Annotated in this window: 16 protein-coding genes; 1 reads left to right on the top strand and 15 read right to left on the bottom strand. The window is 44.8% G+C overall.

The genetic code is table 11. The features are described from left to right. Nucleotides 1-706 precede the first annotated feature (706 nt). The 3 genes from RSJ42_RS12575 to ftsZ form a co-directional block, all read right to left on the bottom strand. Nucleotides 707-1,165: a hypothetical protein gene (locus RSJ42_RS12575; protein ID WP_410507626.1), complete on the bottom strand. Its 459-nt coding sequence runs from the start codon at nucleotides 1,163-1,165 to the stop codon at nucleotides 707-709. A 34-nt stretch (nucleotides 1,166-1,199) separates the two neighbouring features. Then, on the bottom strand, nucleotides 1,200-2,681 hold the full coding sequence (locus tag RSJ42_RS12570; RefSeq protein WP_410507625.1) for a dihydropteroate synthase-like protein: 1,482 nt from the start codon (nucleotides 2,679-2,681) through the stop codon (nucleotides 1,200-1,202). Between the two features lie 194 nt (nucleotides 2,682-2,875). Continuing rightward, complete coding sequence (ftsZ, locus tag RSJ42_RS12565; RefSeq protein WP_410507624.1) at nucleotides 2,876-4,057, bottom strand: cell division protein FtsZ; 1,182 nt, start codon at nucleotides 4,055-4,057, stop codon at nucleotides 2,876-2,878. Nucleotides 4,058-5,114: 1,057 nt separating this feature from the next. Between ftsZ and RSJ42_RS12560 the strand changes: the two genes are divergently transcribed. Continuing rightward, the gene (locus RSJ42_RS12560; protein ID WP_410507623.1) at nucleotides 5,115-5,795 is read left to right on the top strand and encodes an HAD family hydrolase; all 681 of its coding nucleotides are present in this window, start codon (nucleotides 5,115-5,117) and stop codon (nucleotides 5,793-5,795) included. A 101-nt stretch (nucleotides 5,796-5,896) separates the two neighbouring features. Here RSJ42_RS12560 and RSJ42_RS12555 read toward each other — a convergent pair whose 3' ends face one another. The 12 genes from RSJ42_RS12555 to cdhA form a co-directional block, all read right to left on the bottom strand. Further along, a complete protein-coding gene (locus RSJ42_RS12555) occupies nucleotides 5,897-7,810 on the bottom strand; it encodes a beta-CASP ribonuclease aCPSF1 (RefSeq protein WP_410507622.1) in 1,914 nt (637 codons plus the stop codon). Between the two features lie 110 nt (nucleotides 7,811-7,920). Next, nucleotides 7,921-8,553 carry an archaeal proteasome endopeptidase complex subunit beta gene (gene psmB / locus RSJ42_RS12550; RefSeq protein WP_410507621.1) on the bottom strand — a complete coding sequence of 211 codons (633 nt, stop codon included), beginning with the start codon at nucleotides 8,551-8,553 and terminating at the stop codon, nucleotides 7,921-7,923. A 251-nt stretch (nucleotides 8,554-8,804) separates the two neighbouring features. Next, nucleotides 8,805-9,314, bottom strand: coding sequence for a TIGR00295 family protein (locus RSJ42_RS12545; protein WP_410507620.1), 510 nt, complete (start codon nucleotides 9,312-9,314; stop codon nucleotides 8,805-8,807). Nucleotides 9,315-9,324: 10 nt separating this feature from the next. Further along, a complete protein-coding gene (locus RSJ42_RS12540) occupies nucleotides 9,325-9,819 on the bottom strand; it encodes a transcription factor (RefSeq protein ID WP_410507619.1) in 495 nt (164 codons plus the stop codon). Between the two features lie 153 nt (nucleotides 9,820-9,972). Further along, a complete protein-coding gene (locus RSJ42_RS12535; protein WP_410507618.1) occupies nucleotides 9,973-11,139 on the bottom strand; it encodes an ATP-grasp domain-containing protein in 1,167 nt (388 codons plus the stop codon). A gap of 23 nt (nucleotides 11,140-11,162) precedes the next feature. Continuing rightward, a complete protein-coding gene (locus tag RSJ42_RS12530; protein ID WP_410507617.1) occupies nucleotides 11,163-12,227 on the bottom strand; it encodes a 60S ribosomal export protein NMD3 in 1,065 nt (354 codons plus the stop codon). Nucleotides 12,228-12,849: 622 nt separating this feature from the next. Next, nucleotides 12,850-14,262, bottom strand: a complete 1,413-nt coding sequence (gene acsC, locus RSJ42_RS12525) for an acetyl-CoA decarbonylase/synthase complex subunit gamma (RefSeq protein ID WP_410507616.1) — start codon at nucleotides 14,260-14,262, stop codon at nucleotides 12,850-12,852. A gap of 3 nt (nucleotides 14,263-14,265) precedes the next feature. Next, nucleotides 14,266-15,591 (bottom strand): CO dehydrogenase/acetyl-CoA synthase subunit delta, encoded by a 1,326-nt coding sequence (gene cdhD, locus RSJ42_RS12520; RefSeq protein WP_410507615.1) that lies wholly within the window; start codon nucleotides 15,589-15,591, stop codon nucleotides 14,266-14,268. Nucleotides 15,592-15,833: 242 nt separating this feature from the next. Further along, nucleotides 15,834-16,595, bottom strand: coding sequence for an AAA family ATPase (locus RSJ42_RS12515; protein WP_410507614.1), 762 nt, complete (start codon nucleotides 16,593-16,595; stop codon nucleotides 15,834-15,836). 57 nt (nucleotides 16,596-16,652) lie between these two features. Next, nucleotides 16,653-18,074, bottom strand: coding sequence for a CO dehydrogenase/CO-methylating acetyl-CoA synthase complex subunit beta (gene cdhC / locus RSJ42_RS12510; protein WP_410507613.1), 1,422 nt, complete (start codon nucleotides 18,072-18,074; stop codon nucleotides 16,653-16,655). A gap of 25 nt (nucleotides 18,075-18,099) precedes the next feature. Continuing rightward, on the bottom strand, nucleotides 18,100-18,612 hold the full coding sequence (cdhB, locus tag RSJ42_RS12505; protein WP_410507612.1) for a CO dehydrogenase/acetyl-CoA synthase complex subunit epsilon: 513 nt from the start codon (nucleotides 18,610-18,612) through the stop codon (nucleotides 18,100-18,102). Nucleotides 18,613-18,614: 2 nt separating this feature from the next. Then, nucleotides 18,615-21,026, bottom strand: a complete 2,412-nt coding sequence (gene cdhA / locus RSJ42_RS12500; protein ID WP_410507611.1) for a CO dehydrogenase/acetyl-CoA synthase complex subunit alpha — start codon at nucleotides 21,024-21,026, stop codon at nucleotides 18,615-18,617. Nucleotides 21,027-21,753: the final 727 nt, after the last annotated feature.

Here is a 21,753-nt window from a genome sequence, read left to right as displayed (position 1 = left end):
CATCCTTTAGGGTGGGGTGGCCGCCCGCAATTTGATTTTTTACTTTGTCTGTATCTTTGACTCGTTTTTTTGACTCGTTTTTTTGACTCTTTTTTTGACTCGTTTTGATCTGGTATTCCTTTCCAGCGTTCTTTCTGCTTAAATCTGTGAGGACTAGTTTTTTTCTGTGCTGTGCTGATTTCTGTGGTTTTGTGCCGATTTTTCAGTTTCTGGAGAATGTGCCCTTTCTACAGAATCTGAGGTTTTCTGGTTTGATGGTTCGTAAATCAATTAATAGATCAATTAATTCCTCACAGCTTAAGCTACCTTACATGCCGGGGGATGAATATCAGAACAAAAATAGCATAGCATCAGCTCTTCATTCCTTCCTGTCCCATAGGCAAGCCTCTTGTTCACACTATAATAAATACTTCACACACGAGATTTTTCACACACAGGCTGTTCAACACTATAGTATTTATATATTGAATAGCCAAAAAGGAATACAGTTTCCTATTTGATAATAATACCTTAAAAACCTTTCTGTTTTATTCAATATTCAGGAGAAATTTCTTTATTAATCAAAACAATCTATTAACAGGGGTTAGTTTTTAAATTTAGATCCGATTCTCTAAAGATCTGATCCTTTATTGATAAGCAAAAAAAGTATTTGTGTTTGAGAAATAATAATCCGCCTTTAAAAGTTATTTTTTCCGGAAAGGAGAGCTCAGTTAACTCCCCTTACCTGAAGCAGCTGGAATTCTATTTCATCAGGAATTGTAGCAAGGAAGACAAAGGTATTGTATCCAAGTTTCTGAACTTCTTTAATTGCGTTTGCCTGGGCTTCATCCAGGTCTCTCGAGTTGCTTACGATGCAGAAAGATTTCCTGTTTCCCGTATTAACAAGGAAGTTAAATACTGTCCCATAGTTATTCAGGAAAGCAACCAGATCCTTAAGTTCCTCCCAGGTATTGCACATATGGAGATTCTTGGATCCCATATTTTCTACATACCAGTCCCGGCTGACATAGGAATAGGACGCGTACTGTTCATTCAGTTCGTCAAAAGCCCTGATAATTTTGTTAAGGTCTTTTTTCAGGTTTACCCATTTCCAGTTCTGTGTTGTGAAATAGCGGCCTGCCACTATTTCAAAGATCGACTGTTTGTCTTCATTTTCGAGTTTCATTTCTCATATCTCCTTTTTTCCTGCTTTCCGGCACTCAGAATATATCGTCCTGTGCATAACTCCGGTTGAAGCGCAGAGCAAGTTCGGCTTTTTCCAGTTCTCTTCCTAGATATGCAGCATGATCCAGGCGTGAGACCAGTTCAAGCTCAAGCAATGTGTCCATAACTTCCCTGGCACTTTCTCCTGCAACTGCGGCCTTCTCGTGTTCGGCTACAATTAGTCCGCCATTTCCGCAAATTCTGTCCGGCACAATCCTGATGCGAATCGGGCCTGCAGGGTCCGTGCGCCAGTTTTTCGAGGCTCTGGCAGTAATCACTTTCTCAGGGAGCGGGCTGTCAGGTCGCCTCCGTTTTTCCTTTATGCAAAGAAGGTCTATGCCGAGATCCTTTGGGGAGCTTTCCCTTATCCTGCAAAGCTGCATCATCTCAGAGGCTTTTTTCAGTTCTCCTATGGAGCCCTGGGCTTTATCACTGTATTCGGGGGTAAAAAGGATGCTTGCTCCGGTTTCTGCCCCTATCCCGCAGAGCACGGCGTTTACTCCTATTGTATCCACGTCCATGAGTTCCGTTACATTGCCAGCTCCGAAGAATAACGGGACTTCAGGGTACATCCTGTGAAATTCATGGTAGCGTACAATTGATTCGGTTATGCTATGTCCTACAGGGTCAAGGACAGGGTCAGCTATGATTTTTTCAATTCCGAGCCTGCGGGCAGCTTCTATATTTCTTACCAGGCTTTCAAGGCTGTTTCCTTCATCAGGAATTATAACTGCTGCAACGCCTGCTCCTACAACGGCCGGACCTGCGGTTTCCATGTTCGTGCCGTTAAGGCTCAGAACAAGGTCCGCTCCTGCTTCTATTCCTTCCTTTATCAGCTCGGGGTCAAGAGTATCTATGCTTACAGGAATGCATGTGAGGGATTTTGCAAGGGATACTGTGCCTCGAACCTTCCCCGGAAGGGTGTTAAGTGTGGCTCCGAGGTCGATAATATCTGCTCCACGGGCGATAAAAGCTTCGATTTTTTCCTTCAGGTCCGCAGGAGTCATCTCCGCTGCTCCTACTATCTCCCCCATAACTTTCATGCGTGAGTTTCCTCCCAGCTTTACTCCACTGAGGTTAAGGGGAGAAACGGCTTCTTCTTCTGCTTTGCTAATAAGTTTAAGAGCTTCTCCCTTTCGCACATCTGCAAGGAGCTCACAGGCAGGAACCTTTTCGGAAAACTCGACACTCTCTGCAAAACGGAGCACAAAGCCCAGGTCATAAGCATGTTTCGGGCCTAGCCTGATTTTACAGCCCAGCTCATCCGATGCTTTTGAAAAGTCCCCTGGTACAAGTCCGGGAAGCAGAATCAGGTCATATTTTTTTGAGAGCCCGGCTTCCTGGAAGGCTTTGATAAGTTTTTTGGGAGTTATAAAAGCAGCAATATCAATATCTGCTACGAGGACGTCTGCTTTTTCTCCGACTGCTTTCTTTACGGTATTTTCTGCAAGCCGCCCTGTTGCAATTAAAATTTCCATGTTTTTTAGATAGAATCACTAATAAAAAAGAGTATCTATATGGGAATCATTTCAAAAAGTAGGTTTCCGGTAAGGAAAACCCGAACATTCGCCTTAATAAATGACCTTCAAATTTCCGGCTGCTCCCCTAATAGACAGACAAATGGATAAGGGAGCCCGAAAACAGCGGGTTCGGGCTTTTACCTGAATTGGGTTTAATTTATGAAATCAATGATCGATTCTTCGTGCTTTTTTCTTAGGGGTCCTGCAGTCCCAGCTTTTCTGGCTTCAAGTGACAGCCTTCCAACTCTCTTTTCCTGGATAGGATCAGCCTCGGCTCTGGACTCCAGGATTCCAGACCCCGCCTGAGGACCCAGTATCTGGGCAGACTGGACACCTGTCATGATTGCCATCACACGGACCTTGCCTTCGTAGTCTTCCCTTATTCTTGCGCCCCATATCACATTGGCATTCGGGGAAAGCTCATAGGTCAGCATGGAAGCAATTTCTTCTGCTTCTTTCAGGCTAAGGTCGGGTCCGCCTGTCACATGGACAAGACTTCCGGTTGCACCTTTATAGTCAACATCAAGCAGGGGGTGGTTCAGGGCTGTACGCACGACTTCAGTGCTCTTGTCCTGGCTCTTGGATTCTCCTACGAGCATTACGGCAACACCGCCGCAGCTCATAATTGTCCTTATATCTGCATAGTCAAGGTTGATGAGAGAAGGCACTGTAATGGTTTCAGTTATTCCTTTAACGGTTTCTGCAATTAACTGGTCCATTACTGAAAAAGCCTGGTCAATCGGAAGGTTGGGCACGTAATTAAGCAGCCTGTTGTTGTCCAGCACAATTACCGTATCTGCTGCCCTGCGCAGGTCTTCGAGCCCTTCTTCGGCTTTGAATATTCTTGCTCTTTCGACTCTAAAGGGGCTTGAAACCATTCCTACAACGATTGCTCCCTGTTCTTTTGCAACTTCGGCAACTACCGGGGCAACTCCTGTTCCAGTACCTCCTCCAAGGCCTGCTGTAACAAAAACGAGGTCAGCATCCTTTAAAACTTCTTCAAGAGTCCCTCTTGCAAGTTCTGCGGCTTTCTTTCCTGTTTCAGGATAGCCGCCTGCTCCAAGGCCTCTTGTAAGGGTCTTTCCTACAAGGATCTTCTTGTCAGCTCTTATATTGTCAAGGTGCTGCTTATCGGTATTAATGCAGACTGTTTCTGCACCTTCGATTCCAATGTTGTAGAGGCGGTTTACAGTATTGTTTCCTGCGCCCCCACATCCTACAATCATAATTCTTGGCTGTCCGAATTCTTCAAATTCTTCATCGGAGGAGGAAGCCTTCCGGGATTCCTTCTCTTTTTCGCTGTATCTCATTGCTTCCTGTACTATAGATTGCAATTTATCCCCTCGGTTGGATTCATTATTGAGTAACACTGTTTTTTTCTTTCACTCCCCACTCTCTATGTCGGGGGGTAAATTTTGCTATTTTCAAGTTAAACTGGGGATAACCTGTAAAAACCTAATAAAAGATTTTTGTCCGTTATCTTTAATAAGTTGTCACTCTACTAATATTAAACACTTTGGGCATATTTAAACAGTGTTTTTAAATTGTATATTAAGTTTAAATATACCATCCATAACTTTCATATATTTTACTTTTTTTTCCGTTTTTAGTCCTGAAATCTAGGTAAAACGCAGAAAACTTAGGGAATGTTTATATAGAGGGCTCTAAACTTTTCTAGAAAGTCCTGTCCTTATGGAAAGTTGTCCTGACTATATATGTCAGGGCAATTTTCGTCTTCTTTCTTGCCTGATATTTTACTGGCATACTTATTTGAAATTATTGAAAACATAGTTTATATACTACGTTCCTTTTAAGACTTCTAAACTGGATATTCTCAATTTAATGAGACTGTCTATATTGTTACTATTTAAGAAGAGTGCCCATCTTAAAAACTTTTTCGGTATATTTCGAAGATTTTGTGGCTCTTGCTTATTTTTTTCACTGCTTAAGAATTACTGCACATGAGTGTTTATCTAAATTTAGGTTAAGTATTGTAAATTTTTACTACTTATTTTAATTTATTCATTCTGAATAAAAATGGTATACTGGTCAAATAATTCATATACCAAACACTGCATTTTCATTCTAAAGGAAAAACCAGAAAAACCCGGTCTGTTGAAATGTAATGGCTAACTTCTTACTATTTTTATCCTGAATTAAATTCCCTGGTTATCATTAAGCCTCTGGAAAGCTTTAAGACTGCAAAACCATTTTTATTTTAGATTAATTTACCTTGATTAATTTACCTTGATTAATTTACCTTGATTAATTTACCTTGATTAACTTACCTCAACTCTTAAAGGAACCGAATTCGGGGAAGTCCCAGGCTATTCATTAACTCCTCTGCATATTCCTCTGAAGTTCGCATTTTTCGGTTCAGGAGCCAGAAACGTGTTAAAAGCATTAATTTTTGATATGGATGGAGTTCTCGTTGACTCAATGCCTTTCCATGCGGCAGCCTGGAAGAAAGCTTTCCTTGATATGGGCATGGTAATTCAGGACGGGGACATCTATGCGATTGAGGGTTCAAATCCCAGAAATGGCCTTCCCCTGCTGATTAAAAAAGCCAGAAAAGATCCAGAAGCTTTTGATTTTGAGGTTATTACAGCAATCTACAGGCAGGAGTTTAACCGAATTTTCAAACTGAAAGCCTTCGATGGAATGAAAGAGTGCCTTGAGCTTCTGAAGTCACGTTACCTGCTTTCAGTAGTATCGGGTTCAGACCGTTTTATCGTTAATGGGATTATTGATCAGCTTTTCCCCGGAATATTCGATACTGTTGTTACGGGAGATGATGTCCTGAATTCAAAGCCGGACCCTGACCCCTTTTTAAAAGCAGTTGAGCTTTTGAACGTTGGCAGAAAAGAATGTATTGTAATCGAAAACGCAATTTTGGGCGTGGAGGCAGCAAAAAAAGCCGATATCTACTGCATAGGCGTCCCCACATATGTAGAACCCTCAGAACTGCATAGAGCGGACCTTATAGTAGGGAATCATCAAAAGTTGCTGGAACACCTCATTAACCTTGAGCCTGCTTTCAACCCTGAACCTGCCTTCAGGCGCAGGAAATGAGAAATTCTGCAAAAACTTAGCTCTCTTTTAATTTGTATCTTACAAACCTCTGCTGCCGCTTTTTTATAATTTTAAAAAAGAGTGCGGCCCCCTAAAAGGGGTCACAGCAGTCTCACGGTTTCGAGGTTTGTAAGAGCGCGTGTCTCTATCTTCAGTTTCTTGTAAACGGAACTTGCAAGATCCACACAGGCCTTTTCGTCGCCATGCTCGGTAAATACTCTTTCCGGACGGGGCTGCATTCTCTTGACATACTCCATGAGCTGTCTCCTGTCAGAGTGACCTGAGAAACCGTCTACAACCTGCACTTCCATGTTCATCTTCAGCATTTCGGTGCTTCCGTTCCTTCCTGACATCGGGATTTCTTTCCAGCCTTTCTGGATCCTGCGCCCTATAGTCCCGTCAGCCTGGTAACCTACAAACACCAGGGTATTGCGCTGGTCCTCGGCAAAGGCTTTGAAATAGTCCATAACAGGCCCTCCGTTCATCATACCCGAAGTTGCAAGGATCACGCAGGGGTGAGGATTCTGGATAATTTTCTGGCGTGCCTCGTTAGAGTCAACCGGTTTGAAGCATTCGGACAGGAATGGGTTCTGGCCTTTCTGGAATATCAGTTTCCTTAAATCATTGTTAAGGTACTCAGGATGGGTTGCATGGATTGCAGTAGCCTCCCAGATCATTCCGTCAAGGTAGACCGGAACTTCAGGGATAAGCCCTTTCCTTATGGACTCTTCAAGCACTATCATGACTTCCTGGCTTCTGCCCACCGCAAAAGCAGGGATTACGGCAATGCCTCCGCGTTCAATGGTGTTCTTTACGACCATCTGCAGGTGCTTTTCCGCATCCTTGAGTGCAGGCTGGAAAGCATTTGCATTCCCATAAGTTGCTTCACTTATAACTGTTTCAACCCTTGGGAACTTATTCACAGCAGGGTCAAAAAGCCTGGTTTTCTCATACTTGTAGTCCCCGGTAAACACCACATTATGGAGCCCATCTCCTATATGGAAGTGAGAAATTGCCGAGCCCAGGATGTGGCCTGCATTATGGAATGTTAGTTTTATGTCAGGGGCTATGTCTGTTACTTCCTCGTAGTCGAGAGGTATGGTGTGTTTCAGGGTTTTTGCTACCATCCCTGATTCGTAGGGAATCTTCTTCCCTTCTTTAGCTGCTACATCGATATAATCGAGCTGGAGCAGCACCATGAGGTCTCTTGTAGGGGGCGTACAATAAACAGGCCCTTCGTATCCGTACTTGAAAAGCAGGGGCACGAGTCCCTGATGGTCAAGGTGAGCGTGAGTAACTATTACGGCATCGATCTGGTTTAATGGAAAAACTTCAGGAACATAAAGGTAGGGCGTCATGTTTTCATCAGAACCCACATTAACTCCACAGTCAATCAGGATTCTGGATTCAGGGGTAGAAAGCAAAAAACAGCTCCTGCCTACTTCTTTGCATCCCCCCAGGGCTGTAACCCTCACCCACTGGTCTTTTGAAGTGCACTCCCTGTGAATTTTCCTCCCCACTGTCTTCAGGATTTCCTTTCTTTCTTTGAGGTTGTTCCTCATGAACTCCCTTATGTTCTTTACTGTTCGTGACTTGATAGGAGGAGTCCGGACAACTTTGGGAATCCAGCCGATCTGCTTTGTAATCTCTCTGAGGGTTGCGCCATGTTTTCCTATTACTAGCCCGGGCTTTTCGGCTTCGATAATCACTTCCCCGGAATCAGGGTCAAAATAATAGCTCGAGATTACGGATTCTTTTGGAACAACTTCTTCAATTATAGAAATAGAGTCCTCAGGAGTTGCAAGTACTCTGGGGTCAGGCCGCATGGCAATCCGTGTCCTGAGGTCTTTTGCCAGGTTGCGGATTATATTCCCGTCGTCAGCGAATTTTCTGGGCTCTTCGGTGTACAGGACAAGCTGAGGGCCTTCGAATTCGACGTCGGTAATGGTAACTCCTGCAGGTAGATTTTTCTCAATTTTGTGTTTGAGGTCTAATAGCACGTCTTCTATAGGCATTAAGAATCTTCCTTTTTGTCAAAAAATCAAAAAGATCTGGATGTTGAAAAAATAATATGTGAAAAAGGTGTTAGTTTATATATTAAAATAAAAAACCAACAATTAAATTATCAGTTTAATGAAGCTCTTCTGGATTTTACTTCTTCAGGGTCCAGCCTTTTGAATGCCTCCTTTGTAATTACGACTACATCGATATTTTCTCCGGAAGCTGAATCTCTTTTCGTTGCATTGTGAATTGCTCGAATCGCAAGGTCAAGACCTTCTTTTACAGCCATGTCCTCTCTGTACTGGTCTTCCAGCACACCATAAGCCATGGGAGAACCTGAACCTGTCGCCGAGATTCTTGTTTCTTCAATGCTTCCACCCAGAGGATCAAGCGAGTAAATCGCAGGTCCGTTTTTGTCAACCCCTCCAATAAGGAGCTGAACCATCATAGGATAGTAGCGGTTAGCGTTTAAGAAATTCGACATCAAAGTAGCAATTCCTTTGATTGTCATGGATTCGTTCCTGCGCATCTTGTAGAGCTGTGACTCTACACTTACCAATCGCACAAGCTGCTGAGCGTCCCCTACCGAACCGGCAGTGGTCATTCCTACCAGGTCATCTATCTGGTATACTTTCTTTGCAGTCTTGCTTGCGATGAAATGCCCCATAGTGGCTCGCTGTTCACTTGCGAGCACAATTCCGTCGGTACAGACTACTCCTACGGTAGTTGTGCCCTTTAAATATTTGTCATTATCCATAAACATACCCTCATAATAAGCTGAAAATGAGAAAATGGCGCTAAAAAAAATATTTTAGTTGAGGTGAGCATTTTTAGCTTAAATCGCAGGATTTAGCAATCCATTATCTCATTATTAATATCGCTATATATAAGTTTTCCTCCCTTTTCCTAAATGCATTTGCATTTAAAACCGGAAGGATAATTCGATAAAATAATTTCTCTGTTTTTTACAACTGAACATTCATTGTAGCTGAAGAAGTCCGGAATTTACTACGAAAATCCTTCCACTTCTTCAGCCAGTTTCTTTACCCTCTGAACTACATCTTCAGGTACATTTTTTTTACGCATAAGCTCCAGCCTTTCCTGCAGCGTTATCCTGTTCGTTCCTTTTACAAGATTATCCGCATGTGCAACGATCTTTTCCTCCAGACTCCGGGGGAAATAGTCATCTTCAGGAAGTCCCAGGTCTTTTGCTTCTTCTTTTGAGATCCCGGCCCCTATATGCCTTTTTATTATTTCGGCAACCTCAGGTTCGATTCCTTTGCCTGTAGTGAGCCTGAATCCCTCAACTGCATGCGCAATGCCATGCGTCCTGCATCTGCCTGAGTCGTGCAGAAGAGCCCCCGCCTCTACAAGCCCCAGGTCCACATTCTGTCCTGCTGCTTTTGCCTTTTCTGCGATTTCGATTGCCAGTGAGGCAACCTCTTTGCAGTGCTCGATTACATTCGGGGCACAGCCCGATTCTTCCAGCAGCCTTAATGCTTCAGCCCGTGTGGTCAAGATAGATCCCTTATGCTGAACTTAAAGCATCAACACGCTTTTTCAGGGCTCCTACAAAGCGGGAGTTGTCATAGAAGACCAGGTCTTCCCCGCACATGGGACAGAGAAATTCCGTTTCCGTTGCTTCGTCAAAAAGCAGGCGAACGCAACCTTGCGGGCAAACATAAAACACATTATTTTCTTCAAACTCAAGGCGAGTCTTAAGATTCCGCAGCAGTTTTTTCTTTTCTCTCATAAGCTGGTGCTCTATATCGGTAAAGTCCAGATGCCAGAGATAAGTAAGCCAGCCGCTGTTTGAATCTCTTTCCCTTATAACTATTGCAAATTTATTTTCATATAGTATAAAAAGAGTTCTTCTCACGGTATTTAGCAGAACTCCGGTTTTTGCTGCAATTTCTTCATCCGTGACGTCGCCTTCGGGCATCAGCTCTATCATTTTAAGCCCGTCATCCCCTACAAGGCTCCTGAGGTATCCTCTGATTACCTTGTCATTCAAATCGACCAAAGTGTTCACCTCGCAAATCCCTTATATGAATTGAACATACCAGTATTAAAGTTTACATTATTATTTTTCTGGAAGAGATCCTGTATCCGGAAGAATACTGCACTTTTAGCAGATGAACCTCTCATGCTTTTCTGGCAGGGCTCAGGGACCCTTTTATCCTGTCATGCGGTCTACAATAAAAGTCTTTATCCTTTCTGCTCCCTGTTTGAGAGATTTGATTGCCTCTTCTCTTGTTGAGGCAGATGAAAACAGAGAGGTCAGAGGCCAATCAGGCTCGATAACTGTTCCCTGGCGCGGAATATCCGCACTTTTTTCCCTGAGAATGACTTCCATGAGTCTTCTGTCTATAAAAAGTTCTCGATCCGAGTAAATAACTCCCCTCGCAGCAAATAATTTCGCTTCCGGTTTTTCCGGAAGTTCTCCCCTGAAGCAGCCAATGTGTGCTTCAAAAAGGTTGATTCCCATTGCTTTTTCGACCGTGTCCAGGCTTCCCTGGAATCTGGTATTTACTTCAAGCACTACAGGTCCCTTTTCAGTGACCAGAAAATCAATTCCATTGGAGCCCATGAGCCCGAGTTCAAGCACAAGTTCCTCTGAAAGGGCTTCCATCTCTCCTGCGCATTTCGTCCTGAAAGGAGTTATGTTTCCACAATAAGCAAACGGCAGCCTTGAAAACCAGGGTATCCCTACCAGTTGTTCGTTAACAGCAATTGCCATTGATTCTTTCTCTTTAGAAAGCAAAGAAACACTTGCAGGTGTCCCTTCCAAAAACTGCTGAACCACGATTTCTTTTTCCGTGAACCCCTGGCCGAGCCCGGAGTATTCTTCCAGCAATGCCAGCAGTTCTTGCCTGTTTTTCGCAACCCTGTTGAATATTCCTCCTCCTCCTGTAGCTGGTTTCAGGATTACGGGATATTCAATCGCATCAAGCTCGTCAGGAGAATAGCAGTGAGGATGTGGTATCCCAAGAGCCTCAAGCCTTTCTGCAAGGTGCAGCTTGTTTGAAGCTTTCTTCGCTGCTTCAGGGCTGCTTGCAAGCACAGGGCAGGGAAAACTGCACGGATCCAGCGCTTCCATTCCCGAACCAGGTACGATGGCATCAAATTCAAGCCCGAAATCGTTCATTTTAGCTGTTATCCAGTCAGAGTCAAGCTGGCGCAGTTCGCCTGAAGTCCTGCATTCAAGAAGAGCTGATGCATGTGCACATTCCTGAAGGTCAAGATCACGGAAAGCGTCTACCGAGCAGACCGTGTAACCTGCTCTTCTTGCGGAGCAGACAATATTCCGCGTATCAAACCCTATTACAAGGATATTCTGCATTTTTTACTCAATTCCTGGATTTCTCATTTTTCCTGCAGAACATCGGATTGTGCCAGTGCAAAGATTCCGTATTCTGTTTTCAGGACAGGTATCTCACTGCCTGCCTCTGCATTAAAGGACATCGGCTTTTTTATCGCAACGGTTTCATAGGTCTCAGGATCAAGCACAAGAATCGCATTTTCTTCTATTGAGACCAGAACAGTGAGTACTGCATCCCCGATATTTGCAATTTTCTCTGCGCCTTTGAGTTCTTCAGGAGTTGAAATAAACCGCGAACCGTCTTCAAGGTTTATTCCATTCACCTTCTTTCCTGAACTTCTTATCTGGATAATTTTTCCTCTGAACCTTATCACGTCTCCCGGCCTGAATTCCGGAAGGCGCATAGCAAATGTAATCCTGTAGAGGTTTTTCCCATCTTTCATGCCTACAAGGGTAGGAGACTCGGCAAAATTACCTCCCAGTTCGGAGATTATCATGCGGCAGACCTGCCTGCTTGCATTCATGGACCCCATGTAAAGGTCAATACCCTCTTTTTGCTCCTGAAAATCGCTTATAAACGCCAGGCGGTCGCCTTTTTTCTTCATGCTTCCCATAGCTTCTCTGGCTATGGCAGCGCAGCGCCTTTTTTCTTCTTCTGTCGGGAACCTGCCTGATGCCCTTATCTGGATAATTGCTTCAAAGTATCCTCCTGATTCGCGGCTACACATATCACAGGCTATCCGCTGAACCCTCACTTCGGTTTCAGCTTCGGCGTGGACGGGTTCCTCTTTTACTACTGCATCTACTTCGGCCCTCACCCTGTATATATAAGGTGTAATCTCTTTTGGTTCCAGGTAGAGTTCCACGTCTCCTGCTTCGCTGTGGATAAAAAGGGAGTTTTCTACGGCTTTCAGCACCACCTCTTCCAGATTGCCGATATCTTCCCAGCGGCTCCTGTGGAAATACGCTCCGCAGCTGGAACAGATCTTTAAATGAAGTACAAGGGGCAGCTCGATCAGTTTGAAAGTTTCTAAGAAACAGTCCCTGCAAACGGAATCAAAAAGTTTGTCGCATACTGTGCCGCATTTAGGGCATGTAATGGAATTCATTTATAATCCTTACTTGTTGTCTTCTTGGTGTAATGTTTTCAAGCCATTCAAAATATAAAATTTTAAGTAACACCGAGCAGTTCACTGTTAAACACATATGTAATTTAAGAATAGCTGGATCTGCAATTCTTTTTACTCGATTAATTCATGTCAGGACTTAGTATCACTTTAAAACCAGCCCGTTTCTATGTTATCTAAATAATTTTTGAAAAATATATAGTTTACAGGCACATTAAATAGGCATTTTCCTTATATAAGCATTTGTATAATTTACCTGGCTCGATAGCTTCTAACAGCTATTCGTGACGTAAACAATATGATATTACAAACTATTTCTTACTGCTATTTTTCTTTTACTGTTATTTTTCTTTAAAACATCTGTTAATTTGAAAAGTCAGTATATCATCAAAAATTCACGGATCTTTTCAATAATTCTTTTGGAACCCATGAAGATCTTTAGATTAATAATTCCAGAGTAATGGTACTAATCTATAATAAAACCTGTAAAGTCTCAGCAGCAATACTAAAAAGTCTATCTGCGCCCGTTATTAATCATATTTAAAAAAGAGTAAAGTACCCGTGCTACTGCACGGATGCTTTTGATTCAAAATTATATCCCAATTTATTTCTTTGGCGGCCAGTTCTTTTCCATCCAGCCTGGGAGCCTTCCGGAGTCCATCGGGCCCACAAAAACCTTTACGCCGAGCTTGTCCTCCAGGTCACCCTGTAGACGGGCAGCAAGACCCGGAATAACTACACTGTTGTGGGTAACATCTTTGTGGATATCAAAGCCTGACTTATCAAAGGAGTCCTTTACTTTGTCGGCGCTCAGCTGACCACCGGCGGCAGCAGCTTCCACACCAATACCATCGGTGTTGACTGCAAGCAGCCAGCAGTTGATGCCGTTTGAGGCAAGGTCGCTCTCTACAGTGTAGTAGGTAAGGGCAAAGTTTGTGGTAAAGAGAACAGGAGAGTTCTCGTCAGGGGTTCCTACCTTATACATCTTCGAGTCAACAGCGACAGGAGACCTCGGGTCAGTGTAGATTGTCTCGGCCAGGTGCACTTCTGGCATGGTGGCATATGGCTCCATGCTGTGGAGGAGCATAATGTCTCCGTACCTGATAGTAAAGACAGAAGCAAGAACTGTTTCCCAGTAAGAGGCACTGACAGGGTCAGCAATTCCAGCCATCCAGGCAGTAAGCGGCATAGCCATAATCGGATATGCGATCTCGGTGTCGCCCATAATGCCTGCTCTTCTGATCTTAAGGAAGTTGGTGAAGGTGTCCTTAAGGCCCTTTCCGCTTGGGTAGGTTCCAGGGTCAAGGACAATGTCCTTAATTCCAGCTTCTGCAAATGTCTTTGCAAGAGTTTTGAGGCCATCAAGGTCGTTGAAGGCCGAAACGACTACAGGCACCTTGTACTCAAGGGCGAGTTCTCCGACCTCTTTCCAGTTGTCCTTGTTTGCGGCATACAGAAGAGGGTTCTTGTCCTTTGCAGCCTCAAGTCCTGCCTTCAGGACTGCAGGGTTAAAGGAACAGAGAATTACAGGCAGTGTTGTGTTTTCTACGACTTTCTTGACAGCTGCTGCAAACTTTGCAGGGTCATTGGATGCTGCTCTTATTGCAACACCATCGAGGAGCAGGTTGCGTCCTACATAGAATTTCTTGTAATCAGCAATCTTCTTAACCCTTTCAACAAGGGCAGCTTCGTCCATGTTGTCTGCAACATCGAAGAACATCTTTGTTTTGTTGAAGAAAGTCAGTTTGTGGCGGTACAGGACATCGTCTCCACCGATATTTGCCGCTCTGTCGCCTACTCCAATGGTAACCTGGCGAATTTCAGGGGCAAGGAGCCTGTCCAGTTCTGCAAGCTTCTTTGCAAACTTCTTTTCTTTAACCAGGGGTGGACAGTCTGACGTCTTGCCGGATCTGTCGATCAGCGTGGAGGCAAATGCCATACATGTAGGCTGACCACATTCCCCACAGTTGGTCTGGGGCAGGTACTTGTAAGCTTCTAATGGGCTGTTTATTTTCATGTTTTACACCTCCGCTCCGATCCATTTGGCAATGTCAACCTGCTCTGTGTCGATTGTACCGAAGAGAGTCTGGGTGATCTGCTTGAGGACAGCAACCGATGTTGGGTGCATCATCATGAACAGGTCGTTACCTGCAATAGCAAGGGACAGACCTGTGACGATTTCCCAGATTGGACCTCTGTATTCTCTCGGGCCCCAGTCAGAGTCTTCTTTAAGTGGTGAGCTAACCATCCAGGACTCACGGGCACCCCATGCATTTGTGGTACCTGAGGACATCGGGAAGGTAAGTTCATCGTCACCCATAAGGGCTGCAAGTCTGATGCGCTCCATGTTGGTGTAAGCGTAGTCGAGACCGTAACCGAGGGCGGCAGTGGTTGGGTCCATAATGATCCTGTCTCTTGGGACATTGCACTGCTTCATGAGCTTCCTGTTAAGTTCCTTCTGGGCGTTCATGTCCAGCTGGGTCCAGGAAAGGACATCGTGGTCGTATTTCAGTGCTGCTTCTGCGATTGCTGCATAGTCAAGGTTCAGGCTGGCAGATGCAAGCAGGCAGCGCTCGCCTTCTGCAACTTCTGCTGCTCTTGCGAGGACTTCGGGGTCTTTCTGTGGGTTACCGGAACCACCGATTGCTATTGGCACATCAACTGCCTGGAGGACTTCTTCAACAGTCTTGGCTGCTTCCTTGGGGGGGGTGTCCTTAACAAGCGGGTCGGTTGAAATCAGGTGGATTGTGATCATATCTGCGTTGAACTTCTCAACGTTCTTCTTTGCCCATTCTCCAGGGCTGTCCATGACCTCATCGTAGTTTTCCTTGACTGCTTTTGCAAGCCCGATTCTCATGTCGAACACGTCAATTGTGACCTGGTTCCTGTTCGGCATAACAGCGTCAGGGAAGAACGGAAGGGCTTTTTCTCCACCAACCAGTACTCTCTTGCCACGGCTTCCGCCGTCTGCAGAGGTGTTACCTATTGGTACTTCCTGGATCTGTGTTGTCCATTCTTCGATGTTAGCAAAGTCAAACTTTGCAGGAATGAGATCTTTAAGTTTGGGGGCTGCCAGAGCAGGGGATATTGCAGGAGCAGCCGAGGGAGCAGCTGCGGGGACACCCATGCCAACAGGGTATCCAAACATGCCTGCAAGCCTTCCGAAGTGCTGGGCAAGTACTGCGCTTTCCTGCCCGAGAAGAGCAGCAAGCATCGGGTCTAAGCCGCCTCCGAGTCCGCTGAGATCAATCTCAACGTCCCCTTCTATAGTCACACCTTCAAGGGCCAGTATATCCATTCCCTTGAACATGTCTGTTACTTCTGATAACTTAGCTTTCTTTGCCATGTAAACCTCACCTTTTCCGTAAATTTTCCGTTTTGATGAGTGACTGTATAAATAAAGATGTAATACTGAATGTGTTTCCAGACATTTTTCCCTGGTATAATAACAGGGACCGGGGCAGGAAGAATCCTGCTCCGTTACTTTGATAATTTAAAATCCGTTTCAAGCTCTTAAACCGGTTATGGTCTCCTATCATCTTTATTGTACGGTTTTCTGCGTAACTCTGATTTAGAAGGGAGCTGGGGTTAAAACCCCAGTTTTTGTACAATTTTTTCGACTTCTATCGCAGCAACCGAATCATCCGTTATTTCAAAGAGGGGGATTCCTTTTATGTCCATTTCCTCAATTTTCGGATCGAGGGGAACCATACCTATCAGGTTGAGTTTCAGGTCATCTGCCAGTTTAACAAGCTTTTCGTGGTTTGTATCCGTAACTTTGTTTGCAATAACGTGAATTTTACCAACTTTTGAATCCAGTTCGTTTACAAGCTCATGAATTCTTTCAGCAGTCCTGAATCCCCTTCGTGAGGCGTCAGTCACAACAATAAGGTCATCGATATCCCGGATAATTTTCCGGCTGAAATGCTCAAGCCCGGCTTCAGCATCAATGATAACTACATCGTAATTTACGATCAGTTTGTCCATGATGCCCCGAAGGAGGTTATTTACATAACAGTAGCAGCCTGAGCCTTCAGGTCGGCCCATTACAAGCAGGTCGTAGCCCGGCATTTCTTCAATAATTTCATAGACCTTACTTTTGAGTACTGACTCTTTGTTCATATCGGGGTTGTCAGGCCTCGGTTTTGTAATCTCAGCCTGCAAAAACTCTTTTGCCTCCCCGATCGTTTTTACGCTCTCACAGCCAAGGGTTTCAGGCAGGTTAGTATCTGCATCCGCATCAACTGCCAGTATAAACTGGCCTTTTCTGGAAAGGGAGCGGATCAGAAGAGCTGATACCGCTGTTTTCCCAGTTCCGCCTTTTCCCGTTATTGCAATTACTTTAGTCACAGAATACCCCTTTGTTTGTTTTTCGGTTTTAGGCAATCGCCTGTCGTCACTCGGTATTTATTTTTCCTTCTTCTCGCTGAGGATCACTTTGTCAATTGTGATCTTTGCGTTCTTGAAGGTCAACTTTATTCCACTGCCTGACTTGCCTGCAGCCATCATTGGCATTGCTGGCATCTGGAATCCGGCTGTGGGCATCATCATTGGAGCAGCTGCAACAGCTACTGCTTCTTCCTCTTCTCCTTCCTCTTCTTCTTCCTCTTCTTCCTCTTCGGCTGCTGCCCAGTTAGCAACAACGGGGTGGTTCTTGTCCTGGAGGAAGGCTTTCAGGGACTGGATGTCGCTTGCATCGTTCTCTGTTGCGATCTTGTCCTTGAGGTCAGCAGGAATTGCATCGTCGATCTTGGCTTTGAATTTGGCAGGCAGCCATACTACTCTGTTCCATCCGCCATCTGCCTGGATGAACTTGGGTGAGTAGAAGTAGTTGACACCTACACCAAGGAAACCTACGATCTGTTTTCCACCACCGGTCTGACCAGCCATGGTTGAGAACCCTATACCGTTCGGGGCCATTCCCTGATATTCTCTGTCTACCCAGCCTATACCATCCACTTCAGGGATATAGAACCCGACTACTTCGAAGCAGCCACAGGATGTGTGTGGGGCATCGAAGAAGGAGTGGAGTTTGATCTTGTCAAATTCACCGGCTGAGAGTTTCTTGGCAATTTCATTGATTCCGGTGTATTCTCCTTTCTGGGGGTCAATGCATTCACCTTTGTCGATTGAGAACTGTGGGCCTTCAGGGTCGACCTTTGCTGCTGCACGGCCGTCGAACCAGTTGATTGCACCACAGAGTGAAACTCTGTCAGGGGAAACTACACAGACATTGGTTGGAGCAAAGGACTGGCAGAGTGTGCATCCGTAGAAGACATCAACATCTTCGTCGTGCAGGTCTTTTGTCCTTGCGTCTCTTGCCTTGAAGATCTCCTTTGCTTCTACCATCTGCTTTTCGACTTCTTCCTTGTCGGTGTAGAAAGTCACCTGCATTTTCTCGATAAAGGGCAGTTCTGTCTTGAAAAGCATCATAACAGCTTTTCCGAATGGCTCAAATGAGTCCATCTTTGCAGCTGTGTCCTTGGAAACTCTCATCCAGACATCGTACCTCTGGTTCAGGTGCATAATGCCCTGGCAGTAGTTGATGAAGTCGTGGACACGCCTTTCTACCACAGACTCGAGGTCAGCTTCTACAAGTTCTCCGCCGATGTTGAAGATCATTGCCCAGGGGTATGTTGCGCCTTCTTCCATCTCTTTGAGGTCAGGACCGACAATTGTTACTTTGTCGTCTTCAATTTCATCCATGGGTTTTGCACGGACAAGTTCGAGACCAAGGGATTTGGGACCACCGAGTTCTACGAACATTCCTTCTTTCCTTACTCTTTCTCCTTCAAACATTGGGGAAATCTCAAATGGGAATTCTGCCATTTACTTTCGCCTCCTAAATCTAAACTTATAAAAGGTCAATTACCTCGTCCAGTGCTGCAATGTGATCTTCTTTGCTAAGGTTTCCGAAAGACATTGTTGCATTCTGGATGTAATCTTTGCCTATTGAGATTGATTTTACGTCACTGAAGTTTTTAACTGCAGACAACACCTGGTTTATGTAGTATTTCTTGAATCCCAGGAAAATAATTGTGTCATAGTTTCCATTGCCATCAAGACCTGGCCAGTTGGGGTCTGTAAGGTAGAAGCCAAGCGCGTGCGCGTTAATGTATTTGGCATTAACATCCTTGCCTGCAAAGCCAAGCATTGAAGAGCCGGTTGCTGCAATCGGGATGTTTTTTGCCTGTGAGATCTTAACTGCGCGGTCCATGACATCGGGGCTGAGGGATAAGGTCCCTACCACTAAAAGAGGCCTCTTTGCCTTTGAAATAAGCTTGGCGGCAACTTCAGTGGTAATAGTTTTTGAGGTCTTTACACCATAGCTGGTGAACAACTTTGTGTTCTTGGTAGTGTCAACCATCTTCAGGCCTCCTTGCAAAGTCTCTTGAGGTTTGTTGGCTGTGAAGAGACATCGAACTTAATCTTCGGGCCGGAAATGATCTTCTTCTTCTTCCAGTCGATTTCCCATCCGTGCTCGCTTTCAAGCTTCTTCAGGAGCATTTCACGCTTAGCTAGTGGGAGATCAGCTTCATTCCTGACAAACTTCCACCAGTCCTCGGGTATAACGCCCAGATATTTCTCACTGAGTTCTATCCAGTGGGTCAACTTAATGGATCTGCCCATATTGTTGTCAGACACGCGGATACAGTTCTTTGCCATCATTACACAGGCTTCCTGCCAGGTTTCTGCAGTGGTAATGAGGAACTCCGGAGATGGCGGGATTGCCAGTTCGGAACCGTTTCGGCTGTCGTAAAGTTTCCACTTGCTATCGTCGTAGGTCTTGGAAATCAGGGCTCTCCTATACTTTCCGCTGTGTGGCCCGAGAACTGCAGGAATACCATACATGTTGCATCCTGTACCGATAGCTGCCGCCTTCTGGGAGTAAGCACCCCATGCAAGTCCTACTGCACCTACACGGTTGAGTGTGTAGTCAGCTATTTCAGCGAGGTTGCCTGAAAGGTTCCTGCCTGCAAAGATTGCAGCGACCTTATGGGCTGTACCTGAAATGTGGGAGTTGGAGACACATGATCCGGTGTTGAGGATGTTACCTTTCTCGAATCTGCCCGGGAACCTCTCATAGAGAGTCTTGCCGTCAGCGTCCTTGAACATACCTATGTCCATTGCAGAACATCCGGAAACAGCAAGCAGGTAGTTCCTGTTAAGGAATTCTTCAGCAATGTTGTAAACGTCCTTGGAACCTGCCGGGTAGTTGGAACAGCCGATGATTGCGATAACACCAGGGGTGGTGCCCATAACCAGGTTCAGACCTTCTGCCCTGATTTCGGCGTCACTTACCTGACCTCTTCCGGCTCTTACCAGACCTTTCTCTTCAGCAATAGCTTTCAGAGAAGCTTTCTCGATAAGGCTCAGGACGGGGATTTCTTTGTTACAGACCTGCTCACAGCGGCGGCACCCTATACAGAGGTCATGCAGTTCTTCAAGAGCAGAGTAGTCTCCTCCCTTTGCTACTGCAATTGCTGCTGGAATTGCCAGTTCTTCTGGGCATGCAAGTGCGCACTCTCCACATTCCACACACTTGGAGACAAGCTCTTTCATTTCTTCGTCGGTGGGGATAGCTGAGATTCCTTCACGGATCGGAGCCATTTCCAAGGCAAGTCTGGGTACAAGCTCTCCCAGCTTTTCATAGTCCAGCATTACACAGCCTGGAATCTTTCCGGTCTTGAGGTCCTCGATAATTGCATCGACGTCATCATTGGTCCTGTCTGGCAGACCATACATAATCTTTTCATTTGATGCGATTACAGGGATCTTGAGTTTCTGGCCTTCAGCTACGAGGTCAGCCCTTACACACTGTTCGTCAAGGACAATTACGTCAGGAATTCCTGAGCGTACAACCTTTAACTCCTTTGAAATGGTACCGACAATCTTTGCATAGGGGGCTTTCCTGTCTTCCCTCTTGTACCTGGTCATATCGAATGCGGTACAGCAGAGACCACCGATTTCCATCTTGTCAGTCAGGCCATTTTCTTCCATATAGTCCATGATGTAAGTGACACCTGCGACGTTGTGCCCTATGGCAATAATGGTCGGCTTTGACTTGTCAAGTGTTCCCATTCCTGTCTCAACAAGTGGGGCTTCGGGGTCAGATTTCGGGAAGCCGAGTGCAGTAACCTGTGCTATATCGGAAACTTCCATTCCCACATGGTCCAGAACTCCGGCAAGCATTGACTTGTTGTCGTAGTCAATTGCTGCTCCTTCCTGACCTGCGTGTATGGTTGCAAGCAGCTGTCCAAGCTCTTCTTCGACATATTCCATTATGGGTTTGAGTTCGCCAAGAGTCTTTGGCTGCTCACCTGTAACAAGCTGAATGTTGGGGGCAATTACGTTTGATGCACCCATGTTGATCGGCATGTCCTCCCCAAAAAGCTCAATAATGTGATCGAGCAGGTGGCGTCCGTGAGCACTGTGGCAGGCACATCCGGTGATGCAGCGCAGGAAGAATTCTCTTGCAGTCTGACCTTTCATGTCAATACCGCAGGCGCCTCTCTTGTTTCCTTCCAGGTTACACGGTCCGAAAGTACAGTAACAGCACTGGTCACACATGGGGGTGTAGACAGGCTCATAGCGGTCGAACAGTGTAAAACTCCAGTCCCTTAATGTAGCAATTGAGGGGAAGGGGGTCGGACCCATCGGGCCTAGCTCTTTTACTTTTTCTTCAGCAGCCTCCTTTGCTGCCCCTACAATGTTGTTAATAGTGATCTGAACGGATTCCAGATCTTCTATAGAAAAACTCCCGGTAGTTAGTTTGCTCATTTGAGCTTTACCTCCTAAATTTGTTTAAAGTCGATTTCGTCGAGACGATTGAAATTCTGATGCTCGGCATATTGTTAATGATTATACATTATATATTTTGCCGTCTCCTTTAAATTTACAATCGTTTTAGTGACGTTCTCTGGCAAACCGTTTAAGCTCTCTATTTGAACTCTAAACGCCTTACCTACGTTTTTTCAAATAAAAGCGTTTTTTTAGGGAATGTTTTCTTATAAAATCCGTTTTTAGGGCATCATTTCTCTTCCATATCCTTTTTTACGCCCTATTTCTCAAAAAAAACCGTTTTTGCCAACGATTGAGACCTTAATATTGAGCAGAGGTCGCTACCGATGGATAATAAACACTAATTAAGTGACTAAATGTACCAAATCTATATAACATTTTCTAATTTGTAACACCCTATTCGAATGTGGTAAAAATGGAATGTGGAGACCTATTCTTCTAAAAAAAAAGCTCAAAGACCCCCTTCTTAAATAAACATACTCACTGCCGCAGCGTGGCGTTTTTAAAAATATCTACTACTGAGCTTCTATAGATTTTCTACCGGATTTTAATATTTGTTATTTATTGTGCCAATTTGTTGTGCTAATTACAGGTAAATTCAAAAATTCTTCTTACTTTATCAATATATTTTGCGTAATTAAAATTCAGGTTCATTCTATTCATTTTTTAATATATTATCAGTAATAATCATTATAATTTTTATATT

Origin of the sequence: Methanosarcina hadiensis, assembly GCF_046529725.1 — an archaeon.
Taxonomy (GTDB): domain Archaea; phylum Halobacteriota; class Methanosarcinia; order Methanosarcinales; family Methanosarcinaceae; genus Methanosarcina; species Methanosarcina hadiensis.
Note: the sequence above shows the minus strand (reverse complement) of the source record. Positions and strands in the feature narration are given on the sequence as shown.